This is a genomic window from Paenibacillus sp. oral taxon 786 str. D14, assembly GCF_000159955.1.
Lineage (GTDB): Bacteria > Bacillota > Bacilli > Paenibacillales > Paenibacillaceae > Fontibacillus > Fontibacillus phoenicis.
Genome location: NZ_GG695971.1, coordinates 468,073 through 487,176 on the forward strand (window position 1 = coordinate 468,073; position 19,104 = coordinate 487,176).

The following is a 19,104-nucleotide window of genomic DNA, read 5'->3' on the forward strand; positions in this document are numbered from 1 at the left end:
GCCGCGGGCGGGCCGCCGGTGCGCGTCTATCTCACGCGCACCGGCGTGGTCGAGACCGTGCCGCTCGAGCAATACGTCACCGGCGTGCTCGCCGCCGAGATGCCGGCGGACTTCGAGCTCGCGGCAATCAAAGCGCAGGCCATCGCGGCGCGCACCTTTATCGTCCAGCGGCTGGCCGCTGGAGAACCCTCAGGCACCGGGAGCAAAGATGCGGATGTCAACGACACCGCCAATCATCAAGTCTATCTCCCCCGTGCGGAATTGGAAGAGTGGCCAAGCCGGGGGAAGGGCGCAGAGCTGGAGAAGCTGCGTCAAGCCGTCCGGCAGACCGCAGGAATCGTCATGACGTTCCGCGGACAGCCGATCACCGCTTCCTTCTTCTCTTCCAGCGGCGGATACACGGAGAACTCCGAGGAATATTGGTCGCTGAAAATTCCTTATTTGCGCAGCGTGCCTAGCCCATGGGATGCGGCGATCAATCCGAACAACCGCGAAACCGTGGAAATGCCGCTCACCCAGCTTTACGCCAAGCTGGGACAGAAAGTGCCGGAACCGGTGCAGACCGCATTAGCTGCGCTGGATCAGGGGGAAGCCCAAGCCAAAGCGGCGGCGTCGAAGCTGAGTGCCGACAAGCTGTTTAAGATCCTCTCTTGGACCACCGGGCGTCGGGTGAAAGAAATTCGCATCGGCGACAAGGTGTACACCGGCCGGGAAGTTAGGGAGAAGCTGGACCTTCGCTCCAGCCAGTTTACGCTGGCGGTGGCCGGCGATACCGTGAAGATCACCACCTATGGCTACGGCCACGGCGTTGGCATGAGCCAGTGGGGAGCGAACGGGATGGCGAAAGAGGGTTATACAACCACGCAAATCCTCAAACACTACTACACGGGAATCTCGTTTCAGCAGGTCTCCCATTTTCTCAAGTAGTGGCTTGAATGCGAAGTTTCTCTTTTTTCTGAAAAAAAAGTATATAGACGAAGTATAAAAGAGTTCACCCCGGTAACACTGGTTACTGAGGTGATGAGCAAATGAATGAAAACCAGAAAAAAACAAGTCACGAGGAATCTCCTAAAATGGGACTGGGAGAACCGGTGAAGCCGGTATCCGCGTGGAAGAGATTATTGTCAAAGAGATGGGTTTACCCGGCAGCGTATGTGGCGGCAGCGGCAATTATACTAACCTTAGTGTGGGTCTACCAGGATGCGAGCAACAAGCCGATGGACTCGACCCCCGCCAGCGTGACCGACACCGTGAACCTGTCTGGCGAAGAGGAAGCCGCAACGGGAGAGGGAACGACAGAGGAAGAAGCAACCGAAGTCATCGCCTCCTCCGAAGATCTCGCTTGGCCGGTAGTGAATGCCGCCGAAGTTAGTGTGGTGAAGCCGTTCTATGAGAAGGATGGCACGGCCGAAGAACATCAAGCCGCCCTGGTGCAGTACAACGATACGTTTACGCCAAACACCGGGATCGACTTGGCGCGCGAAGACCGTAAGCCTTTCGAAGTCACGGCTGCCATGAGCGGGAAAGTGACGCGGGTTGAAGAGGTGCCGCTCCTCGGGTACGTGGTGGAAATTACGCACGCTAACAACCTGAAGACGGTATACGAAAGCTTAGGCGAAGTTAAGGTGAAGAAGGATGCCGAAGTGAAGCAAGGCGACATTATCGGCAGCGCCGGCCGCAACGAAGTGGAGAAGGATCTCGACAACCACGTCCATTTTGCAATTTATGAAAATGGCGAGCTGGTGAATCCGGAATCCGTACTTCCGAAAAACTAACGTTTTGCAATAACCCATCCATCCCATGTAAGGCACTGCCAGCCGATCCAAACATCGAGGACTACGGCAGCAGGCCTGACGGAGAGCGAAGAGCTCTCCGTTTTTTTTGTCCTCATTCGCAATAAGGGTACAAAAAGGCCTTATTTACCGGAAATTCCGGCTTCCCGAGTAAATAAGGGAAAATATTGGCCTTATTTTTTTGATCCAAGCCTCATAAGGCTTGTTTTCCTGAGGACCGAGACAAATAAGAGCCTATTTTGTCCTTATTTCGTGCAGATCAAGCTCGAACGCCCAAATAAGGCCAAAAAAGTCCTTTATGAAGCATGAAGATGGTAACTCCATTACTCCGTTTTACGCACTTCACTTCACTTGTCCAACCGAGCTGCAGCTACTCCCTTAGTAACCAACGGTAAAATAAAAGGCCCCGCAAAGGCTTGTCACGCTTGGAAACAAAGAATATCTAAGCCCGCCCCTCATATAATGTACCAAACTATCTCGAGTTGAGGGAGGCGGGAGCGTGCACGATTACATCAAGGAACGGACGATAAAGATTGGACGGTGCATCGTGGAGACACGGCACACAGTTCGGACGATCGCCAAGGAATTCGGCGTTTCGAAAAGCACGGTGCACAAGGATTTAACCGAACGTTTGCCGGAGATTAATCCGGATTTAGCGGATCAGGTGAAGCACATTCTCGAATATCACAAATCGATTAGACACTTGCGCGGCGGTGAAGCAACGAAGATCAAGTATAAGAAAAAAGGTCAATCCAAACGTGAGGTGATTAGCTCCGTTAATTAATGAGTAATGAATTTATTTAGTTCACTCATCGAACGATAATCATTGAATCAATCCCCTAAAGTATGGTATTTTTAAATATGGTATAAGATGATGTGGATTTTCATCCATTTATCCCGAAATTTCGCGATATTCTTCGACTTTTGTCGATAAACAACACCTAGTCAGCGGGACGCTTCTGCCATATCACATGAGGTAGGACCGCTACGTCCTTTCCGTGATTTACAAAAATACGCTTTGGGGGATCGAATGATGGGCAAGGATATTGGGATTGATTTAGGCACGGCCAATGTGCTAATTCATATCAAGGGGAAGGGAGTCGTACTTGACGAACCTTCCGTTGTCGCCATTGACAGCGACGGGAAACGGGTACTGGCCGTCGGTGAGGAAGCTAGACGGATGGTAGGTCGTACGCCTGGAAATATCACTGCAATTCGTCCCTTGAAGGACGGAGTCATTGCCGATTTTGAAATTACGGAAACGATGTTGAAGTATTTTATTGACCGGGTGGGCGGGCGAAGCTGGTACAGCCATCCGAGAATTCTGATCTGCGCGCCAACGAACATTACGTCGGTCGAGCAGAAATCGATTCGCGAAGCCGCCGAACACAGCGGCGCCAAAGAAGTGTATTTAGAAGAAGAACCTAAAGCGGCTGCAATTGGGGCTGGCATGGATATTTTCGAACCGAGCGGCAACATGGTTGTCGATATCGGCGGCGGGACGACGGATGTGGCGGTGCTCTCCATGGGAGACATCGTCACGGCCTCGTCACTTAAAGTCGCTGGGGACAAGTTTGATGCTGCCATCATTAAATATATTAAAACGAAGTACAAGCTGTTGATCGGGGAACGGACAGCAGAGGATATCAAAATTGGAATCGGAACGGTGCACCCGAACGGACGGCAGGCGGAGATGGATATCCGCGGACGGGACATGGTGTCCGGACTGCCGCTGACCGTGACGATCACGGCGAAAGAAATCCAGGAGGCCCTGGCTGATCCGGTATCCTCCATTGTTGCCACCGCCAAATCGGTGCTGGAGCGCACTCCACCGGAATTGTCCGCCGACATCATTGACCGCGGCGTGATTTTGACCGGAGGAGGCGCTCTGCTGAACGGGTTGGACGAGCTGCTTGCCGAAGAGCTTCACGTACCGGTGCTCATTGCGGAAGATCCGATGCACTGTGTGGTAAAGGGTACGGGGATTATGCTCGATAATTTGGACAAGGTGCTAAGAAGAAAGTTCTAATCGTCCGATAAAATAAAGAAGGAATGAATTGCCCGAGGAATAGGGCATTTAGAATACATAGCGTTTGGAGGTAAGTCATGCTAAGAGGTCTCTATACCGCAGCATCCGGCATGATCGCCGAACAACGGCGGCATGATACAGTTACGCAGAATATCGCCAATCTCAACACACCGGGCTACAAATCGGTGAATACCGTCGCGCGCTCTTTTCCCGAAATGTTGATTTCCTTGATGGGGGACAAGCAGTCGGGGAACAATAAGCAAATCGGGAAGCTGGTCACCGGGGTGTTTGCGGAAGAGAGCTTGCCGGCGTTTACGCAAGGAGATTTGAAGGAAACCGGGAAAAATACCGATTTTGCCCTGATCTCGGAGCTTAGCCTGGAGAACCCGGAAACGGGTGGGCCTTATGCGTTTGACGCCTCCGGTAAATTCGTCACAGAGGACGGCGAAGTGATTTATCAACCGCAAGCCTTCTTCGCCGTGGAAGATAACGAGGGGAATGTAAGATATACCCGGGACGGCAGCTTCACGGTGAATGCGGCGGGCGAGTTGAGAACGTCCACCGGTTTCCGGGTGCTGGACACAGGCGGCAATCCGATTATCCTCGATGCGGGATTGTCCGTGGACACGCTGACCAGCGATGAAGCCGGGAATTTGACGGCCGTAGACAATACCGGTGCCCTGGTGGACTTGGGGACTTTGGGGATTACGGTAGTAGAACAGCCTTACCAGCTTGTCCGTGAAGGCAACGGCGTGTTCCGGGTGGCGGATGAAGAGGCGGCGGGAGTACGCGAGTTGGTGCCTGGAACGGATGGAGCTGTGGTACGCCAAGGCTATCTTGAGGTATCCAATGTTGATACCGCCCAATCTATGGTGGATTTGCTGGCCGCCCAACGAGCTTATGAATCCAACCAAAAAATCATTCAATATTATGATAGAAGCTTGGATAAAGCGGTTAATGAAATTGGCAAAGTACAATGATCATGTGCGGTTGCTTTTGCTTAATACAGGAGGTGCGGCATGAATAACACCGTCATCAGCGCGATGGTATCGATGAGCGGCATTCAACAGCGTTTGGACTTGCTGGCTGATAATATTGCTAACTCGAACACAGTAGGGTATAAACGAAAAGAAGCTAACTTTGAAGACACGCTGACTCGGGTGCAGAACCAGACTTCGGATCTGAATCTGCCGGGCCGGGCCACACCGTCCGGATTCACTCTGGGTTTTGGTTCTAGAATGTCGCAGGTCACTGTCAATTATGCTCAGGGCTCGATTCAAGAGACCGGAAATATGACGGATTTGGCTATTCAAGGCAATGCGATGTTTAGTGTAATGTTGCCGGGAGGTGACATTGCCTATACCCGGGGCGGCGATTTTCACATTCAACCGGATCCAGATGATGCCGAGTCGGCCTTCTTGGTCAATCAACTTGGGTACGTGGTCCTGAACTCCGAAGGCGATTCGATCACGTTCCCGTCCGATGCCAAGCTTAGCATTGACGCTGAAGGGAATATCCTGGCAACCAATGGGGAAGGCACAACGGAAGTGGGACGAATCGCGTTGTTGACGGCGGAGCGGCCGGATGCACTCGTTCAGAAGGACGGGAACCTCTTTGTTCTAGCAGCGGGTCTTGACCCTGCCGAAGCGATGGTGGATAACTTGTCGCTCCCGCAGGAACAGCGGGCCAGCCTGCGCCAAGGGGCGCTGGAAGCTTCTAACGTAGATTTAACGGAAGCGATGGCGGAAATGCTCCAGGTGCAGCGCGCCTACCAATTGACAGCTCGTGCGCTAACCTCGGGTGAAACGATGATGGGTCTAGCCAACAACTTGCGCGGATAGGTGGGATGCTTCATGAGTGAAGACAGTCAACCGGTGAGCAAACGGCCGGCCTGGATCGTCATCCTGAAGATCGTGCTTGTGTTGCTCGTTCTTGTCGCAGCTCTGGCGGCAGGTATGGTCGTAGGGTATGTCGTGTTCGGCAAACAGGATATGTCCGATATTTGGAACTGGGCAACTTGGAAGCATGTACTTGATCTGGTCTTTGCTCCATAAGGCCAATCAGATCGCCTCTATATATATATAGAAGAAACAGAACGAAAATAACAAAAATGTCCACAAACTCTCGGCTGACGGGAGTTTTCTTTTTGTAGGCGAAAAATGTATAATGATGGGGGACTTAGATGGGGAACATCGTCAAAAGGGCTATATCCGTAATCGACCGGGAGGTCGTTTGCGGATAAGCCCCTTATCTTAACCTTCGCTTCTGCAGAGGCGAAGGATATCTACAGTTTGAACGGATCCCCGCATTTTTATTCAAGTTGGGACGCATCCAATCGAGACTCATGCCACAAAACCGAAAGGAGACTTACATATGTTAAACACGAACCAAATTCAGGAAATCCTGCCGCACCGTCCTCCGTTTTTGCTGGTGGACCGCATTATTGAGCTGGAAGAAGGCAAACGCGCCGTCGGGATCAAGAACGTCACGATGAATGAGCCGTTCTTTACCGGGCATTTTCCGGGATACCCTGTAATGCCTGGCGTACTGATTACGGAAGCGCTCGCGCAGGTCGGCGCCGTTGCGATCCTTAACGTCGAGGAGAACCGCGGGAAGATCGGCTTCTTGGCTGGACTGGATGGATTCCGCTTCCGCGGGCAAGTGGTCCCGGGAGATACGCTGCGCTTGGAGGTCGAAGTGACCCGGATGAAGGGCTCCATCGGTAAAGGCCATGCCATTGCGAAAGTGGACGATAAAATTGTTGCCGAGGGAGACATCATGTTCGCCTTGTCTTAATCGGGCGTAATCGTAATCACTAAGGAGGAGAACCTATCATGACTGAAATCAGTAATGCCGTCCGTGAGAAGCTGGCGAGCTGGCTGCAGGACCCAACGATTGATGAAGCAACCAAACAGGAATTGCGTGATTTGGAAAATAACCCGGCCGAACTTGAGGACCGTTTCTATCGTGACCTGGAGTTTGGGACAGGCGGGTTGCGCGGCGTGATCGGCGCGGGGAGCAACCGCATGAACCGTTATACGGTAGCCCGTGCTTCGCAAGGGTTTGCCGAATATATTCTGGAAGCGCATGCGGGCCAAGCCGGGGCACCTTCGGTTGTCATTGCGCATGATTGCCGTCACTTCTCGCCGGAGTTTGCGTTGGAAGCTGCTTTGGTGCTGGCCGGCAACGGCATCGTAGCCAAGCTGTTCCCATCGTTGCGCCCAACGCCGCAGCTCTCCTACTCTGTACGCGCTCAGAAGGCGACCGGGGGCATCGTCATCACTGCAAGTCACAACCCGCCCGAGTACAACGGCTATAAAGTCTATAACTCGACAGGCGGCCAGCTCGTTCCACATGAAGCGGAGCAGGTCATTGCTCGCATTCAGAAAGTGGCATCCTTCGCTCAAGTCAAACGGTTAAGCCGGGAAGAAGCGGAAGCGAAGGGATTGCTCGTATGGCTTGGCGCCGACGAGGATGAAGCCTTTGCGGATACAGTGGCGAACACCAGTGTCAATCGCGAGCTCATGACTTCCGGAGCAGCTAAAGATCTGGTGGTTGTCTTTACGCCGCTGCATGGGACAGGGAACCTTCCGGTTCGCCGTGCTTTGGAGAAGCTTGGTTTTACCCAAGTGCATATTGTGAAGGAACAGGAAATGCCGGATGGTGATTTTCCAACGGTGAAGTCCCCGAACCCAGAAGAACGGGAAGCGTTCACGATGGCTATCGAGCTCGGCAAGCAAGTGGGCGCGGATATCTTGATCGGTACAGACCCTGATGCTGACCGAATGGGGGCCGTTGTGCGCACGCGGGACGGCGAATATGAAATTCTTACCGGTAACCAATCGGGCTCCTTGCTCGTTCATTATGTATTGAGTCAAATGAAGGAAAGAGGAAAGCTTCCGAACAACGGCGCGGTTGTCAAGACGATTGTAACCAGCGAATTTGGCGCTGCGATTGCCCGCCACTATGGGGCTGCGGTGTTTAACACGCTGACCGGCTTCAAATATATCGGTGAGAAGATGAACGAATTTGAAGCTTCCGGCGAGTATACTTATTTGTTCGGTTATGAGGAAAGCTACGGATATCTGGCAGGCAACTATGCGCGCGATAAGGATGCCGTCGTAGCCTCGATGTTGATCTGCGAAGCGGCAGCGTATTACAAACGCCAAGGAAAGACCTTGATCGACGTGTTGGAGGAGCTGTACCAACAGTTCGGCTATTACCGCGAAGCGTTAGCTTCCCGTACGTTAAAAGGCAAGGACGGCCTGGCCCAAATCGGGGCGTTGATGGAAGCCTTCCGCAGCAACCCGCCGCAGGAAGTTGGGGGCGTGCGTGTATCCGAAGTACTCGATTACTCGCAAGGCCTGGACGGATTGCCGAAGGAGAATGTGCTGAAGTTTTTGCTGGATGACGGTTCGTGGTTCTGTCTGCGCCCTTCGGGTACGGAACCGAAGATCAAATTCTATTTTGGCGTTTGCGGCACATCTGCGGAAGATGCCAAGTCGCGTCTGAACCGGATTCAAGAAGACGTTCTTGCCCGCGTCGATCAATAATCGGCAAGCAGGTTGGGGAAACAAATAACAGATGTGGATTCATGCATTTTTGAGGAGGTACCTTAGTGATTCGAAGTTGGCAGCGGTGGAATAACGCTTCCCGAAAATTGTTGTGGGTTTTGGTGATTGTCGGAATCCTGGCTTCTGTGCCGGTGATCGCGCAGCGGGTTCAAACGGAATCCTCCGCAAACAAAGTGGAGTTCGTCTTTAATTATCGAGGATTGTTGGATATCGCATCGTATCAGGCGAATCCCCAGGCGTATATGGATGAGCAGCTGGACCGTCTGAAAGAAGCTGGCGTGGGCACCATGGCGATGTTTGAAAGCACGTTGGACGAATTGGTAAAAGCGCGCCGGATTATGGTTTTTAGTTCGCTGGAAGTTGCGAAGCTGAACGGTGCCGTCGTGACGAATAGCGGCAATTACACCTACCTGGCGTTTACAAGTGCGGAGAACGAAGCGCAGTTGAAGCCGATGATCGAAGCGGCATTCCGCCAGCTGGACGTGCCGGTGGCAAACTGGCAGTATCAAGATCATGGCGGGCTCGCTATCGGTATGGGCATGGAAGAAGCGATGATGAAGCCGATGCCGCTAGATCCGATTGCGTTTAACATGCTGCGGGAGAAAGGCTTTACGATTTTGCCGCGGCTTTCGGACAATATCCCTTATGATCAGGAAGAGATGGATCAACTGCTGGCCTTTTTCGCTGAAAACGGGGTAAATCGCATTCTGTTCGACGGCGAAGCGGTGAAAGGCTTTAACGAGGATCAGACGAAGCATAGTTTGCAGGGCTTTGCGGATTTGCTGAAAAAATACAACATCGGCATCGCGGCCATCGAAAATTTGAAGGCTCCGCAAAAAGGCTTTAACAAACTGGCTTACCTGATCGATTATAACGTGGTGCGCCTGCATTCCTTGTCGGATGCGGAGGCTTCCCAGGATAAGATGACGCTGGCCGACCGGTTCGTTCTGGCGACCAAAGACCGGAACATCCGGATGGTTTATCTCAACGCTTCTGCTTCCAAGGACGTGGCGAAAGCGTCGATTACGAATCCCATCGATAATCTGATTGGTTCGCTGCAAGCTCCGGGGAATGCAATGAAGCGGATCGAAAACAACGGATTTGAGCTGGGACAAGCTGAGGCTTTCACGATTCACGACGCTAGCTGGCAGAGATACCTGAAAGCGCTGGTTGTCCTTGGAGGCGTAGCGTTTGTAGCGTTGCTGATTTCCTGCTTCCTGCCGTCGCTTACACTGGCAGCTTTTGTGCTCGGCCTGGTAGGTTCGGCTGGACTGTACGTGCTGAAGCCGGTCTTGCTTGAGCAAGCCTTGGCTCTGTTCGTAGCCATCAGCGCGCCGACAATTGCGATGGTATTGGCGATCCGCAAGGTGCAGGAGCTTCAAGAGAAGCATCCGAATCTCTCGGGCGGACGGCGGCTGACCCATACGATTGTGTTGTATATCAAAACATCGTTGCTGTCCCTATTCGCTGTACCGTTCGTGATCGCGCTCTTGAACAACATTACGTACAGCCTGGTGCTGAATCAATTCCGTGGCGTCAGCCTGCTGCATTTGGCGCCAATCCTGCTGATCGCCGTATATGTCTTCTTATACCGGGGGAACTCGGTTTGGGAGGAATTGCGCAAATGGCTTAGCATGCGGATTACGGTGCTTTGGGTAGTCGTTGCTGCTGTACTTGGAGTGGCGGCGCTGTACTACCTGTCCCGTACTGGGAATTCTGGAACGTTGCTTCCGGGTGAAGCGGCCTTCCGTTCTTTCCTGGAGAACACCTTTGGTGTTCGGCCGCGGAACAAAGAATTTTTGCTGGCGCATCCGCTCTTTATCGTTGGTCTGTTTGCCGCGTTCCGCTATCGCTGGGCGATGTTCGCGATGATTATCGCGGTGATGGGCCAATTGTCGATGGTCGACACGTTCGCACATATTCACACGCCGGCCGTGCTTTCGTTGATCCGCGATGTTCTGGGTCTCGGACTTGGTCTTGTGATTGGTTTGATTGCCGTTCTGGTTTGGCAAATCATTGAAAGGTGCTGGGATAAATGGTCGCCACGACTGCTAAAACCATAGTTCTGTCGGGGTATTACGGGTTTCGCAACAGCGGGGATGAAGCGGTGCTTCAATCCATCCTGACCGCGTTGGAAGAAGAAGGACTTGCCTCGGGCGTGGACATTAAGCCGGTTGTGCTGTCCATCGATCCGGAGTGGACAAGCCGCACGTATGGTGTGGAAGCTGTACACCGGATGAAACTCGGCGAGGTAAGGAAGGCTATAAAGAGCAGCGACGGATTGATCAGCGGAGGCGGCAGCTTGCTGCAGGATGCGACGGGGATCAAGTCAATCCCGTATTATCTGGGTATCATCAAGCTGGCGCAATGGCTCGGCAAGCCGACCTTCGTGTATGCTCAGGGCATCGGACCGGTGAACCGCAAGCTGTTCCGGCCTTTGATCGCTTCGGTGTTCCGGCGCTGCGACTATATTTCCGTGCGCGATACGGAATCGGCCAGCCTGCTCCGGGACATGGGGCTGCGCGGCAAAGACGCCATCCAGGTCGTGCCCGACCCCGTGATGGGGCTGACGCTTCGGGAGCCTGCGGATCGCTCCTCGGAAGGGCACCGCGAGGAAGGCGAGTCCGCTTCCGAGCTGCCGGTCGTTGGCGTATCGGTTCGCTTCTGGAACCCATCGCGAACCGATCTCACGCAGCTGGCCGAGGGGCTCTCGCTGCTCTGCCGCCGCAAGCCGGTGCATATCCGCTTCCTGCCCTTCCATTTCCCTGGCGACGACGAAGCTTCACGCTTCGTGATGGAACGGCTGGGAAATGCGGCGGAACGCGGCTGCACCGTGAGCATCGCGCCAGAGGCGGAGCACCCGCAGGATATGCTGCGGGAGGTCAGCCAGTGCAGCCTGCTGATCGGCATGCGGCTGCACAGCTTGATCTACGCCGCCTCGCAGAACGTCCCGCTGCTCGGCGTCTCGTATGACCCGAAGATCGACCATTTCTTAGGTCGCATCGGAAGCGTCCCGGTCGGGACCGCGGAGGAGCTGGATCCGCGGATCTTGGCCGCGGAAGGGGAGCGCCTCCTGCAGGAAGCCGGGACGTGGCGCAAGACCCACGCCGCGCAAATCGCGGAACTGAAGCGGGAAGCAAGGGTACCCGCGCGGTGGATCGTTGAATTTTTACGAAAGTGATGGGTGAACAGGTGATGACGATGATCAAGGAAGGTATCCCGACGGTTTCGGTCTTTGGCGTTCCCGTCTGCAAATGGGGGATGAAGGAGACGGTCGCTTATTTGACGGAGGTGGTTGCCGCCAAGACGCCGCACCATGTGATTACGGCCAATCCGATCATGATGATGGCGGCGATTGAGAATCCGGAATATAAAGCGATGATGAGAACCGCCGAATTGATTGTGCCGGACGGAACGGGCCTGGTTTGGGCCGCGCAAAAAGGCGGTGATCCGGTGACAGAACGCGTGCCGGGGTACGAGCTGCTGCACGAATTGATGAAGCAAGGGGAACGCCGCAGCTGGAAGGTGTACCTGCTTGGTGCAGCGCCGGACGTCGTGAAGGAAACGGCTCGCCGATTGGCCTTGCAATATCCCGGGACGACGATCGTGGGATATCGCGACGGCTACTTCGGTCCGAATCAAGACCAAGAAGTGATCGATGAAATCGTCAAAGCCGCGCCTGATCTGCTGTTTGTTGCACGGGGGGCAGACACGCAGGAGCCTTGGATCGCCAAATACAAAGACGTCCTGCGCGTCCCTGTCATGATGGGCGTCGGCGGCAGCTTCGACGTGATTTCCGGGCGAACCAAACGAGCTCCGATGGCCTTCCGGAAGCTTCGGCTGGAATGGCTGTACCGGTTGTTGAAGGAACCTACCCGCTTCCGCAGAATGCTGGCGCTGCCGAAATTCGCCGTACGCGTGCTGCGGGAGAAAGAAAACCTTACGAAAATGGGCTAAAAGTCTCGATTTCCATGAATTACTGTGATTTTTTGCGCAAATGCGGGGTTGGTGTTTCTCCTTAATCGGAGTATAATCATTCCGGTGCAGAACAATTGGAGGTCGAAATTGAATGTTGATGATCTATATCATCGGGTTTATCGTTTCACTTGGCTTGGCTTTGGGCCTAACGCCGCTCGTAAAGAAATTCGCTGTTAAGGTCGGCGCCGTGGATGTGCCCAATGCGCGCAAAGTGCATACACGAATTATGCCGAGACTCGGTGGTTTAGGGATATTTTTATCTTTTGTCATCGCGTTTTTTCTGCTTCTTCCATTCTTACCTGACGTATTCACGGTACGCGAAGTGAACTTCATCAAAGCTTTCCTGGTAGGCGGAACGATTACCGTGTTGCTGGGCGCTTTGGACGATCGCTTAGATTTGCCGGCGAAACTGAAATTTCTGATTCAAATCGCGACGGCCTGCGTGGTCGTGTTCGTGTTCGATATCCGGATTGAATTTGCGAATATTCCGTTTCACACGTATGCTGCAGTGGAGACGTGGGTGGCCATTCCGTTCACCATTCTGTGGATCGTTGGCGTGACGAATGCCATTAACCTGATTGACGGATTGGACGGATTGGCTGCAGGGGTCTCTGCCATCGCGATCGGGACGATTGCGGTTATGGCGTTCCTGATGGGCAATGTGATGGTGGCGTTGCTTTGCCTGTTGCTGCTGGGCAGCATTATTGGATTCCTGTACTTTAACTTCCACCCGGCCAAAATCTTCATGGGAGACTCGGGCGCCTTATTTCTCGGCTTTAGCTTAGCGCTGTTATCGTTGCTCGGCTTTAAGCAGATTGCGATTGTGTCGTTCCTGACGCCGCTGATCCTGATCGGCGTGCCGCTCTCGGACACGATGTTCGCCATCGTGCGCCGCTGGATGCAGAAGAAGCCGATCTTCTCGCCGGACAAGGGGCACTTGCACCATTGCCTGCGCGAGCTCGGATTCAGCCACCGCCAGACGGTGCTGATCATTTACGGCATCGCCGCGTTCTTCGGCGTGCTGGCCGTCATCCAATCGTCGGCCGCAATGTACAACGCCAACTGGGTGACATTCGTCGTCATCTGCGTCATGGTCTTCTTCCTGCAAATCGGCGCCGAAGTCATCGGCCTGATCGGCAAGACGAAGCGCCCCGTGCTCGACTTCCTCGCCCGCCTTCGCATGAAGGTGTCGGAAGAGCGCGGTACGAAATAATAGCATTCCTAATTGCAGGGCAATTATGCATTTCTTTACTTGTACTAGGACAACCCTTGGCGGTGATGAGCCGCAGGGGTTGTTTTTTTGTGCTTGATTCAGCCGGGTACCCTCCCTGTTCGGCCCGAAGCACCTTCAACCGCTCTGCACCTCTTATAGTCCCCCTGATCTAGCGGACTCCAGAGCCGTTAATTGCGCTTGATTGCTGCCAATTGGATTCTAACGGACCGTGGAGACCTTATTCCGTGCCGCTAGGGCGATTTCACTTCAGAACGAGCTCAATAAGGCCTCTACAGTCCGTTAGATCGGGAAATGAGTGGGAAATAAGGGGATAAGGTCATTACGGTCCGTTATGCGATACTGAAGAGGGCTACCAAGGGAGGGTTACTTACTTAGGAGGAGACTGAACGAACGGGATAATCAAGGAACAACCCTAGCCGGGCACGGCTTTTTTTGTATCCTGGGATTTTCGTTGGATTCTCTTTCAAGTTTTCCTAAAATTCTTCCAACTTTCGACCGATAACATATGTAAGTGACGATTTTGGGCAGTCCCTGCAGAACTTTGACGGGGACATCAACACACACTACATGACAAAGGAGAGATTAATCCATGCAACGCTTGAAGAAGCCGTTTATATGGCTGACCCTGCTTGTGCTGATTGCTGGGATGTTCCCTGTGGGAGCGGCCTCTACAGTCCATGCAGCGGACGAGAATAGCACCTCGTTTTTTTATCCTGATGATAGGGAAATTTTAAACACAGCGAACTATGCTTTGAGTGACATAGGAAATGATTCAAATCTCAGAACCAAGGTGAAGGTGACGAATAGCCCTACGATCAAAATCACAGGGACGTATTCTAAAGTCACGGGGACCACGCTGACGGCTCAGATCGATCTGCTCACCTGGAATAGTTCCAAGTCCACATGGGAAGTGGATACCGTGCACTCTGCACCTGGAACCATCACCGCGGATTCCAGCACTCGCTTTACTGCGTCCAATCTTACGCTGTTTCCCGGATTAAACCGAATTACGCTCAAAGGGAAGTATGGGAACGTAGAAGCGATCGAGACTTTTTTTGTTCTTTATGACAAAATCCCTTACTTCACCAAGCTAATGATCGCGGGCAGCGGATTTCTGTCGGATGTAAGCTTGAACGAAGGAAGCCGTGCTGTCGTTAAGAACCCGATCATTTACTTGACGGGTGAAGTGTATAATGCGACCAAAGCAAGCATTTCCATTAATGGCGGCGAGCCGTTGGCGACCGACATTTACGAAAATACACTAACCTCGAATCCATTGAGATTAACGCCTGGACTTAACAAGTTGTCGATCACGTTTACGAATGGCTCTGACTCGATTCAGATCACACGTGACGTATACTATTTCAATGATACGGATCCTTTTGTTGATATCCATGTCTTAGACAATAACAATGGCGGCAAAGCGTATGACCTGTTGAACAGTACGCCAACCTTAAAGACAGGGACGACGCCAAATGATTTAGTCATCCAAATGCTAGTACCTTATAGCGCGAGCGCTAATAGCTTTGAAAGTGACAGTAAAATCACTGTGGATGGCACTGAATATACACCTGAGATGCTGCCACCTAACCTGTACAATGACAATCAACAATTTGAAGTTCCTACCACTGGTGATACGGAAGAAGTGATCATCGAGGATTCCACAGGTCCTGTCTACCGTTTGGTAACGTTCAAACTTAATGGCGTTGCCCTCCAAACAGACGCCAGTGGAGTTAAAGCGAAGCAAAGTCCTAGGATTGTAGTGAATTATGGAGAAAAGGACGCAACCGCAGGAACCTGGAATTATACAGTAAACAAGACACGGGAATACTATCTCTCGAATCAGACAAAAATATCAAATATTATCTATCTCCCTCAATATAAAGACACCGATAACGGAGATGTCTCCAAGACTAGTCAGATCCCTCTGAAAGGGGCAACTTTGTCAAGCGGTGACTTTTATATCATGGTTGAAACCGAAAGTGCGGTTACTGGAAATCTAACAGGTAAGTACTTGCCTTTGGGTACGAAGGATATTACTATTTCGAATCCGGGAGTACAGGCTAAGGTTCCTGATGCTTCAGAGCCTACTGGTTTTAAGAATCTTACAAATACATTCATCTATAAGGTTTCTGGACTTGCTAAAGGTGAACAAAATCTTCGCTTCCAATATGACAACGCAGGGACGAAGACATCTCAACCATATGATGCAAGTGTCTCCTATACCTCGATTATGGGGATCCTGGTAGACAACTTGATCGACGGCCAAAGCTATTCCTTTAATTCGAAGGACAATAACGGTATTGGAAACATTGTCATTACCGGTGAATATTACGGATTTGACCTTTCGACTGAAGACAAACTCAAGGAAGCGAACCCGGAATACTTCGTTAACGGCAGAAATCTTCTTCAGGAGATTAAGAATGGAACCGAAGCCGATACATTAGGGGAAGATCCGTACTTAATTCCGGATGCAACAGATAATAATACTGCACCGTATTCGGCTAAGTTCAAGCTGGATCTGAACATTTCAGCCAAATCTGGTCCTTTTGTGGCTGGGGAGAATACCATTGAATTTAGAGGTCAGTACCGGGATGCTGCAGGCAATCTGGTACCGATTTCGAAGAAGCTGAGAATTTATGTCATCGATGAGAACGTTGCGAACATCAGCGTATTTCAACCAGGGAAGACGCCAACCAATTTAATTACGGAGCCAAGAGCGCCATTCCCGACTTTGGATGAATTCAATGTACCTTCCGATGATGCCGGTCGACCAGCCGTCGATCAGAAAATCGGCAAGATTACTACATTACCAACAGAGTTTACTTATAAAGATGAGAAGTACACGACAAGCCAACTGAACTATGATCTAGTTGTTCGGGGAAGCGGAGCTACGACCATTAATATTATGTCTGGCTCTAACGTCATCTTTACCTTGCCTGTTCCAACCGATGCTGAATACAAAGCAGGAAATTATCCGGAATCGGGCACCCCTAAGTATTATTATGAATTTATTGGGAATGAAGATGATTTCTTGCTCCGTCTAATGGATGCAACTCAGACAGCTGCGGATGGGACGGTAACGTATTTAGGGGATCTTAACTTTAACAATGATTCTACTGGAACACATGTCTATAATTTGGAGCTCATTAACAAAACCGGAGCACGAACCAATCAACGTCTGGAGATCACCCGTGAAGTAGCTCCTTACCGTTTGCTGGCTCCTGTAGCCACAGTTGGAGAGCAGATTATTGTTAACAAGAACTTTGTACGCTTTGATATCGAGGCAGAAGGTGCAACAAAAGTCATCATTGGCAAAGAGGAGGCCATGCGCCGTCCGGAGCCGGACAAACCAAACCGTTTCACCCTCGATTATGTTGGGTTAAAACCGGACAAATTGAACAGTATTAAGATTCAAATTGTCCGCGGCGATTCGACGATCAATGATACGATCAATGTGTATTATACTAGCGATGTTGGTATTGATGCGCAGTACATGGCCGAGAAGCCTGCAACCAAGTATCAGGTGTTCAACAAACAACTGACCTTAAGTTTCCCTAAAGGAACTATTATGCAGTCCGCTAATATGACGAACAATCGGGTGACGAAGTATTATCCGGATACGAAGCTGCTGTTTGGTATAGCAGACCCTTCTGACGGGGTTGTAGAGCGTCGTAACGATTATGGGGTTTATATCGATAAGAACACCGAGATTATCAGCAATAACAACTTGCTCGATACGTATAAAGCCAACTTTACATCCACTGCGCAGACCTATAACTTTACACGGGTTTCGAATATCTTCTGGATCAGCGGTGGTGTAGGCGAGTTAGGTGATAAAGGTTCTGCTGACTATAAGCCGGCAACGAACGGTCTGCCTCCATATTCTACGGAGGGATTCTTTACATCGTTCGAAGCAGAGCGTGAAATCGTTCCATCTCAACGCGGTACGCTTACGATCAGTTTTGACAGCAACGTCGTGGATGAAGCGGGGACGCTGATTACCGTATTCAAATATACGGATGTAGGCGGAAGAGGACAATGGTCGCGTGTTCCGGCTGAAATTAACACCAAAGCTCATACAGCAACGATTCCATTTGATGAGTTTGGATATTACGCTGTATATAAATTGAGCAGAAGCTACACGGATATTACGAATCACCCTTGGGCTCGCAATATTCTGAACGGTCTGTACTCGAAAGGAATCATGGAGAATCTGCGTGCAGATGCATTTGGTGCGGATGACCAGACAACTCGTGGGGAATTTGCAACTCTATTAGTCAAAGGTCTGAGCCTGCCAATTAATGCGGACAGCAGCAGACAAACCTTCTTTGATGTTCCATATGGCGCGAAGACTGCGACTTGGGATTACGAACATCTTGAGACAGCAGCCAGAGCGGGGATCATTACAGGCCGGACAGAAGGATTCTTCTCGCCTAACATGCCGATTACAAGACAAGATGCAGCGGTTATGATTGCGAGAGCCTTGAAGCTGAAGCTGGCGTTGAACGACGATAAGCTGGCGAATTCACTGGCGAAGTCCTTCCTTGATTACGGGCAAATCGATTACTATGCTCGTCCGGCTGTTCAAGCCGTTGTAAGTGCCAAAATCATGAGCGGCAGTCCGATCACGTTGCCAGGAGCGAAGAAGCCATCTTATAACTTCAATCCAGGCAGCTATATGACTCGAGCTGAGGCTGGCAAGGTGACTGTAGAACTGCTTAAGAAGAGTACAAGCTTATTCCCTAAAAACTTCAGCTAATTAACCAAAGAGAAGTGTTTGGGGATCGCTATCCCCAATCACTTCTCTTTTTCCAATTACATCTTTTTGTAATTTGATGCGCTTTACGTTAAAATAAGCAGAGTAATAGACATTATGCAAAAGGGTGAACTTGAACAGATGAAACCGATCCTATCGAAACCGCAGTTGGGTTATTCCAAAGCTAAGCGCAAATTTGAGGATAGATCCAAAGTATTGGAGAAGCGCATTGAAGAAACGGCTAAGCTTCAAGAAGTAACCCAAGAGGTTATGGAGAGCCTTGTAATTGAGACGGGCTTCCATGACGCATTCACCGAGCTGCGTGCAGCCGAAAACGAACTGATTGAATGGTCTCATAACACGATGAAGCATGAGAAGACATACAAAGATAACAAAAAAGCCATCGACGAGATGTATGAGAAACTGAATACCGATCCGCAAATGCGGGCTCGTATTATCCAATTGGCCATGAGAGTAAGGTAACTTGCGGCCGCTTGGGTACGAGATTTACCCATAAGGCGTCCAAAATTGGACGTCTTATTTGTCGTGCGCTCACATACAATGGAGATAGCGCGAAAATGGGAAAAGTTGCTTAATGACTGACATATTTCGGCATGTTATACTAATTTCCGTCAGGCGGTAAGGGAGTAAAAAAGGCGTAACACAGGGGAATCTTAGAAAAAGTTACAATCTCGCAATTTTTTTTAAATCCCCCGCAACTTTTTGAAACCTGCTGC

General features: G+C 51.2%; 15 protein-coding genes. All 15 read left to right on the forward strand.

Going from position 1 to position 19,104, the window contains the following annotated elements; genetic code table 11:
• The coding region (gene spoIID, locus POTG_RS05155) for a stage II sporulation protein D (protein WP_157273323.1) at positions 1–927 on the forward strand (927 nt) is incomplete at its 5' end.
• 101 nt (positions 928–1,028) lie between these two features.
• Positions 1,029–1,775 carry a M23 family metallopeptidase gene (locus POTG_RS05160; RefSeq protein WP_009223750.1) on the forward strand — a complete coding sequence of 249 codons (747 nt, stop codon included), beginning with the start codon at positions 1,029–1,031 and terminating at the stop codon, positions 1,773–1,775.
• A gap of 517 nt (positions 1,776–2,292) precedes the next feature.
• Positions 2,293–2,577 carry a sporulation transcriptional regulator SpoIIID gene (gene spoIIID / locus POTG_RS05165; protein WP_009223751.1) on the forward strand — a complete coding sequence of 95 codons (285 nt, stop codon included), beginning with the start codon at positions 2,293–2,295 and terminating at the stop codon, positions 2,575–2,577.
• Between the two features lie 246 nt (positions 2,578–2,823).
• Positions 2,824–3,822: a rod shape-determining protein gene (locus POTG_RS05170; protein ID WP_009223752.1), complete on the forward strand. Its 999-nt coding sequence runs from the start codon at positions 2,824–2,826 to the stop codon at positions 3,820–3,822.
• Positions 3,823–3,899: 77 nt separating this feature from the next.
• Positions 3,900–4,802 (forward strand): flagellar hook-basal body protein, encoded by a 903-nt coding sequence (locus POTG_RS05175; protein WP_009223753.1) that lies wholly within the window; start codon positions 3,900–3,902, stop codon positions 4,800–4,802.
• 39 nt (positions 4,803–4,841) lie between these two features.
• Entirely contained in the window at positions 4,842–5,663 is an 822-nt protein-coding gene (locus POTG_RS05180) for a flagellar hook-basal body protein (RefSeq protein WP_009223754.1), read from the forward strand.
• 12 nt (positions 5,664–5,675) lie between these two features.
• Positions 5,676–5,876 (forward strand): DNA-directed RNA polymerase subunit beta, encoded by a 201-nt coding sequence (locus POTG_RS05185; RefSeq protein ID WP_036644212.1) that lies wholly within the window; start codon positions 5,676–5,678, stop codon positions 5,874–5,876.
• A gap of 319 nt (positions 5,877–6,195) precedes the next feature.
• Positions 6,196–6,618: a 3-hydroxyacyl-ACP dehydratase FabZ gene (fabZ, locus tag POTG_RS05190; RefSeq protein WP_009223756.1), complete on the forward strand. Its 423-nt coding sequence runs from the start codon at positions 6,196–6,198 to the stop codon at positions 6,616–6,618.
• 38 nt (positions 6,619–6,656) lie between these two features.
• Positions 6,657–8,375 carry a phospho-sugar mutase gene (locus POTG_RS05195; RefSeq protein WP_009223757.1) on the forward strand — a complete coding sequence of 573 codons (1,719 nt, stop codon included), beginning with the start codon at positions 6,657–6,659 and terminating at the stop codon, positions 8,373–8,375.
• A gap of 65 nt (positions 8,376–8,440) precedes the next feature.
• Positions 8,441–10,459, forward strand: a complete 2,019-nt coding sequence (locus tag POTG_RS05200; RefSeq protein ID WP_009223758.1) for a DUF5693 family protein — start codon at positions 8,441–8,443, stop codon at positions 10,457–10,459.
• On the forward strand, positions 10,432–11,577 hold the full coding sequence (gene csaB, locus POTG_RS05205) for a polysaccharide pyruvyl transferase CsaB (RefSeq protein ID WP_009223759.1): 1,146 nt from the start codon (positions 10,432–10,434) through the stop codon (positions 11,575–11,577). The genes POTG_RS05200 and csaB overlap by 28 nt, the downstream gene beginning before the upstream one ends.
• 14 nt (positions 11,578–11,591) lie before the next feature.
• Positions 11,592–12,353, forward strand: coding sequence for a WecB/TagA/CpsF family glycosyltransferase (locus POTG_RS05210; protein WP_085982534.1), 762 nt, complete (start codon positions 11,592–11,594; stop codon positions 12,351–12,353).
• 112 nt (positions 12,354–12,465) lie between these two features.
• On the forward strand, positions 12,466–13,587 hold the full coding sequence (locus POTG_RS05215) for a glycosyltransferase family 4 protein (RefSeq protein ID WP_009223761.1): 1,122 nt from the start codon (positions 12,466–12,468) through the stop codon (positions 13,585–13,587).
• A gap of 610 nt (positions 13,588–14,197) precedes the next feature.
• Positions 14,198–18,370 (forward strand): S-layer homology domain-containing protein, encoded by a 4,173-nt coding sequence (locus POTG_RS05220; protein WP_009223762.1) that lies wholly within the window; start codon positions 14,198–14,200, stop codon positions 18,368–18,370.
• Between the two features lie 138 nt (positions 18,371–18,508).
• Positions 18,509–18,850, forward strand: coding sequence for a hypothetical protein (locus POTG_RS05225; protein ID WP_028538158.1), 342 nt, complete (start codon positions 18,509–18,511; stop codon positions 18,848–18,850).
• The last annotated feature ends 254 nt before the right edge of the window (positions 18,851–19,104 follow it).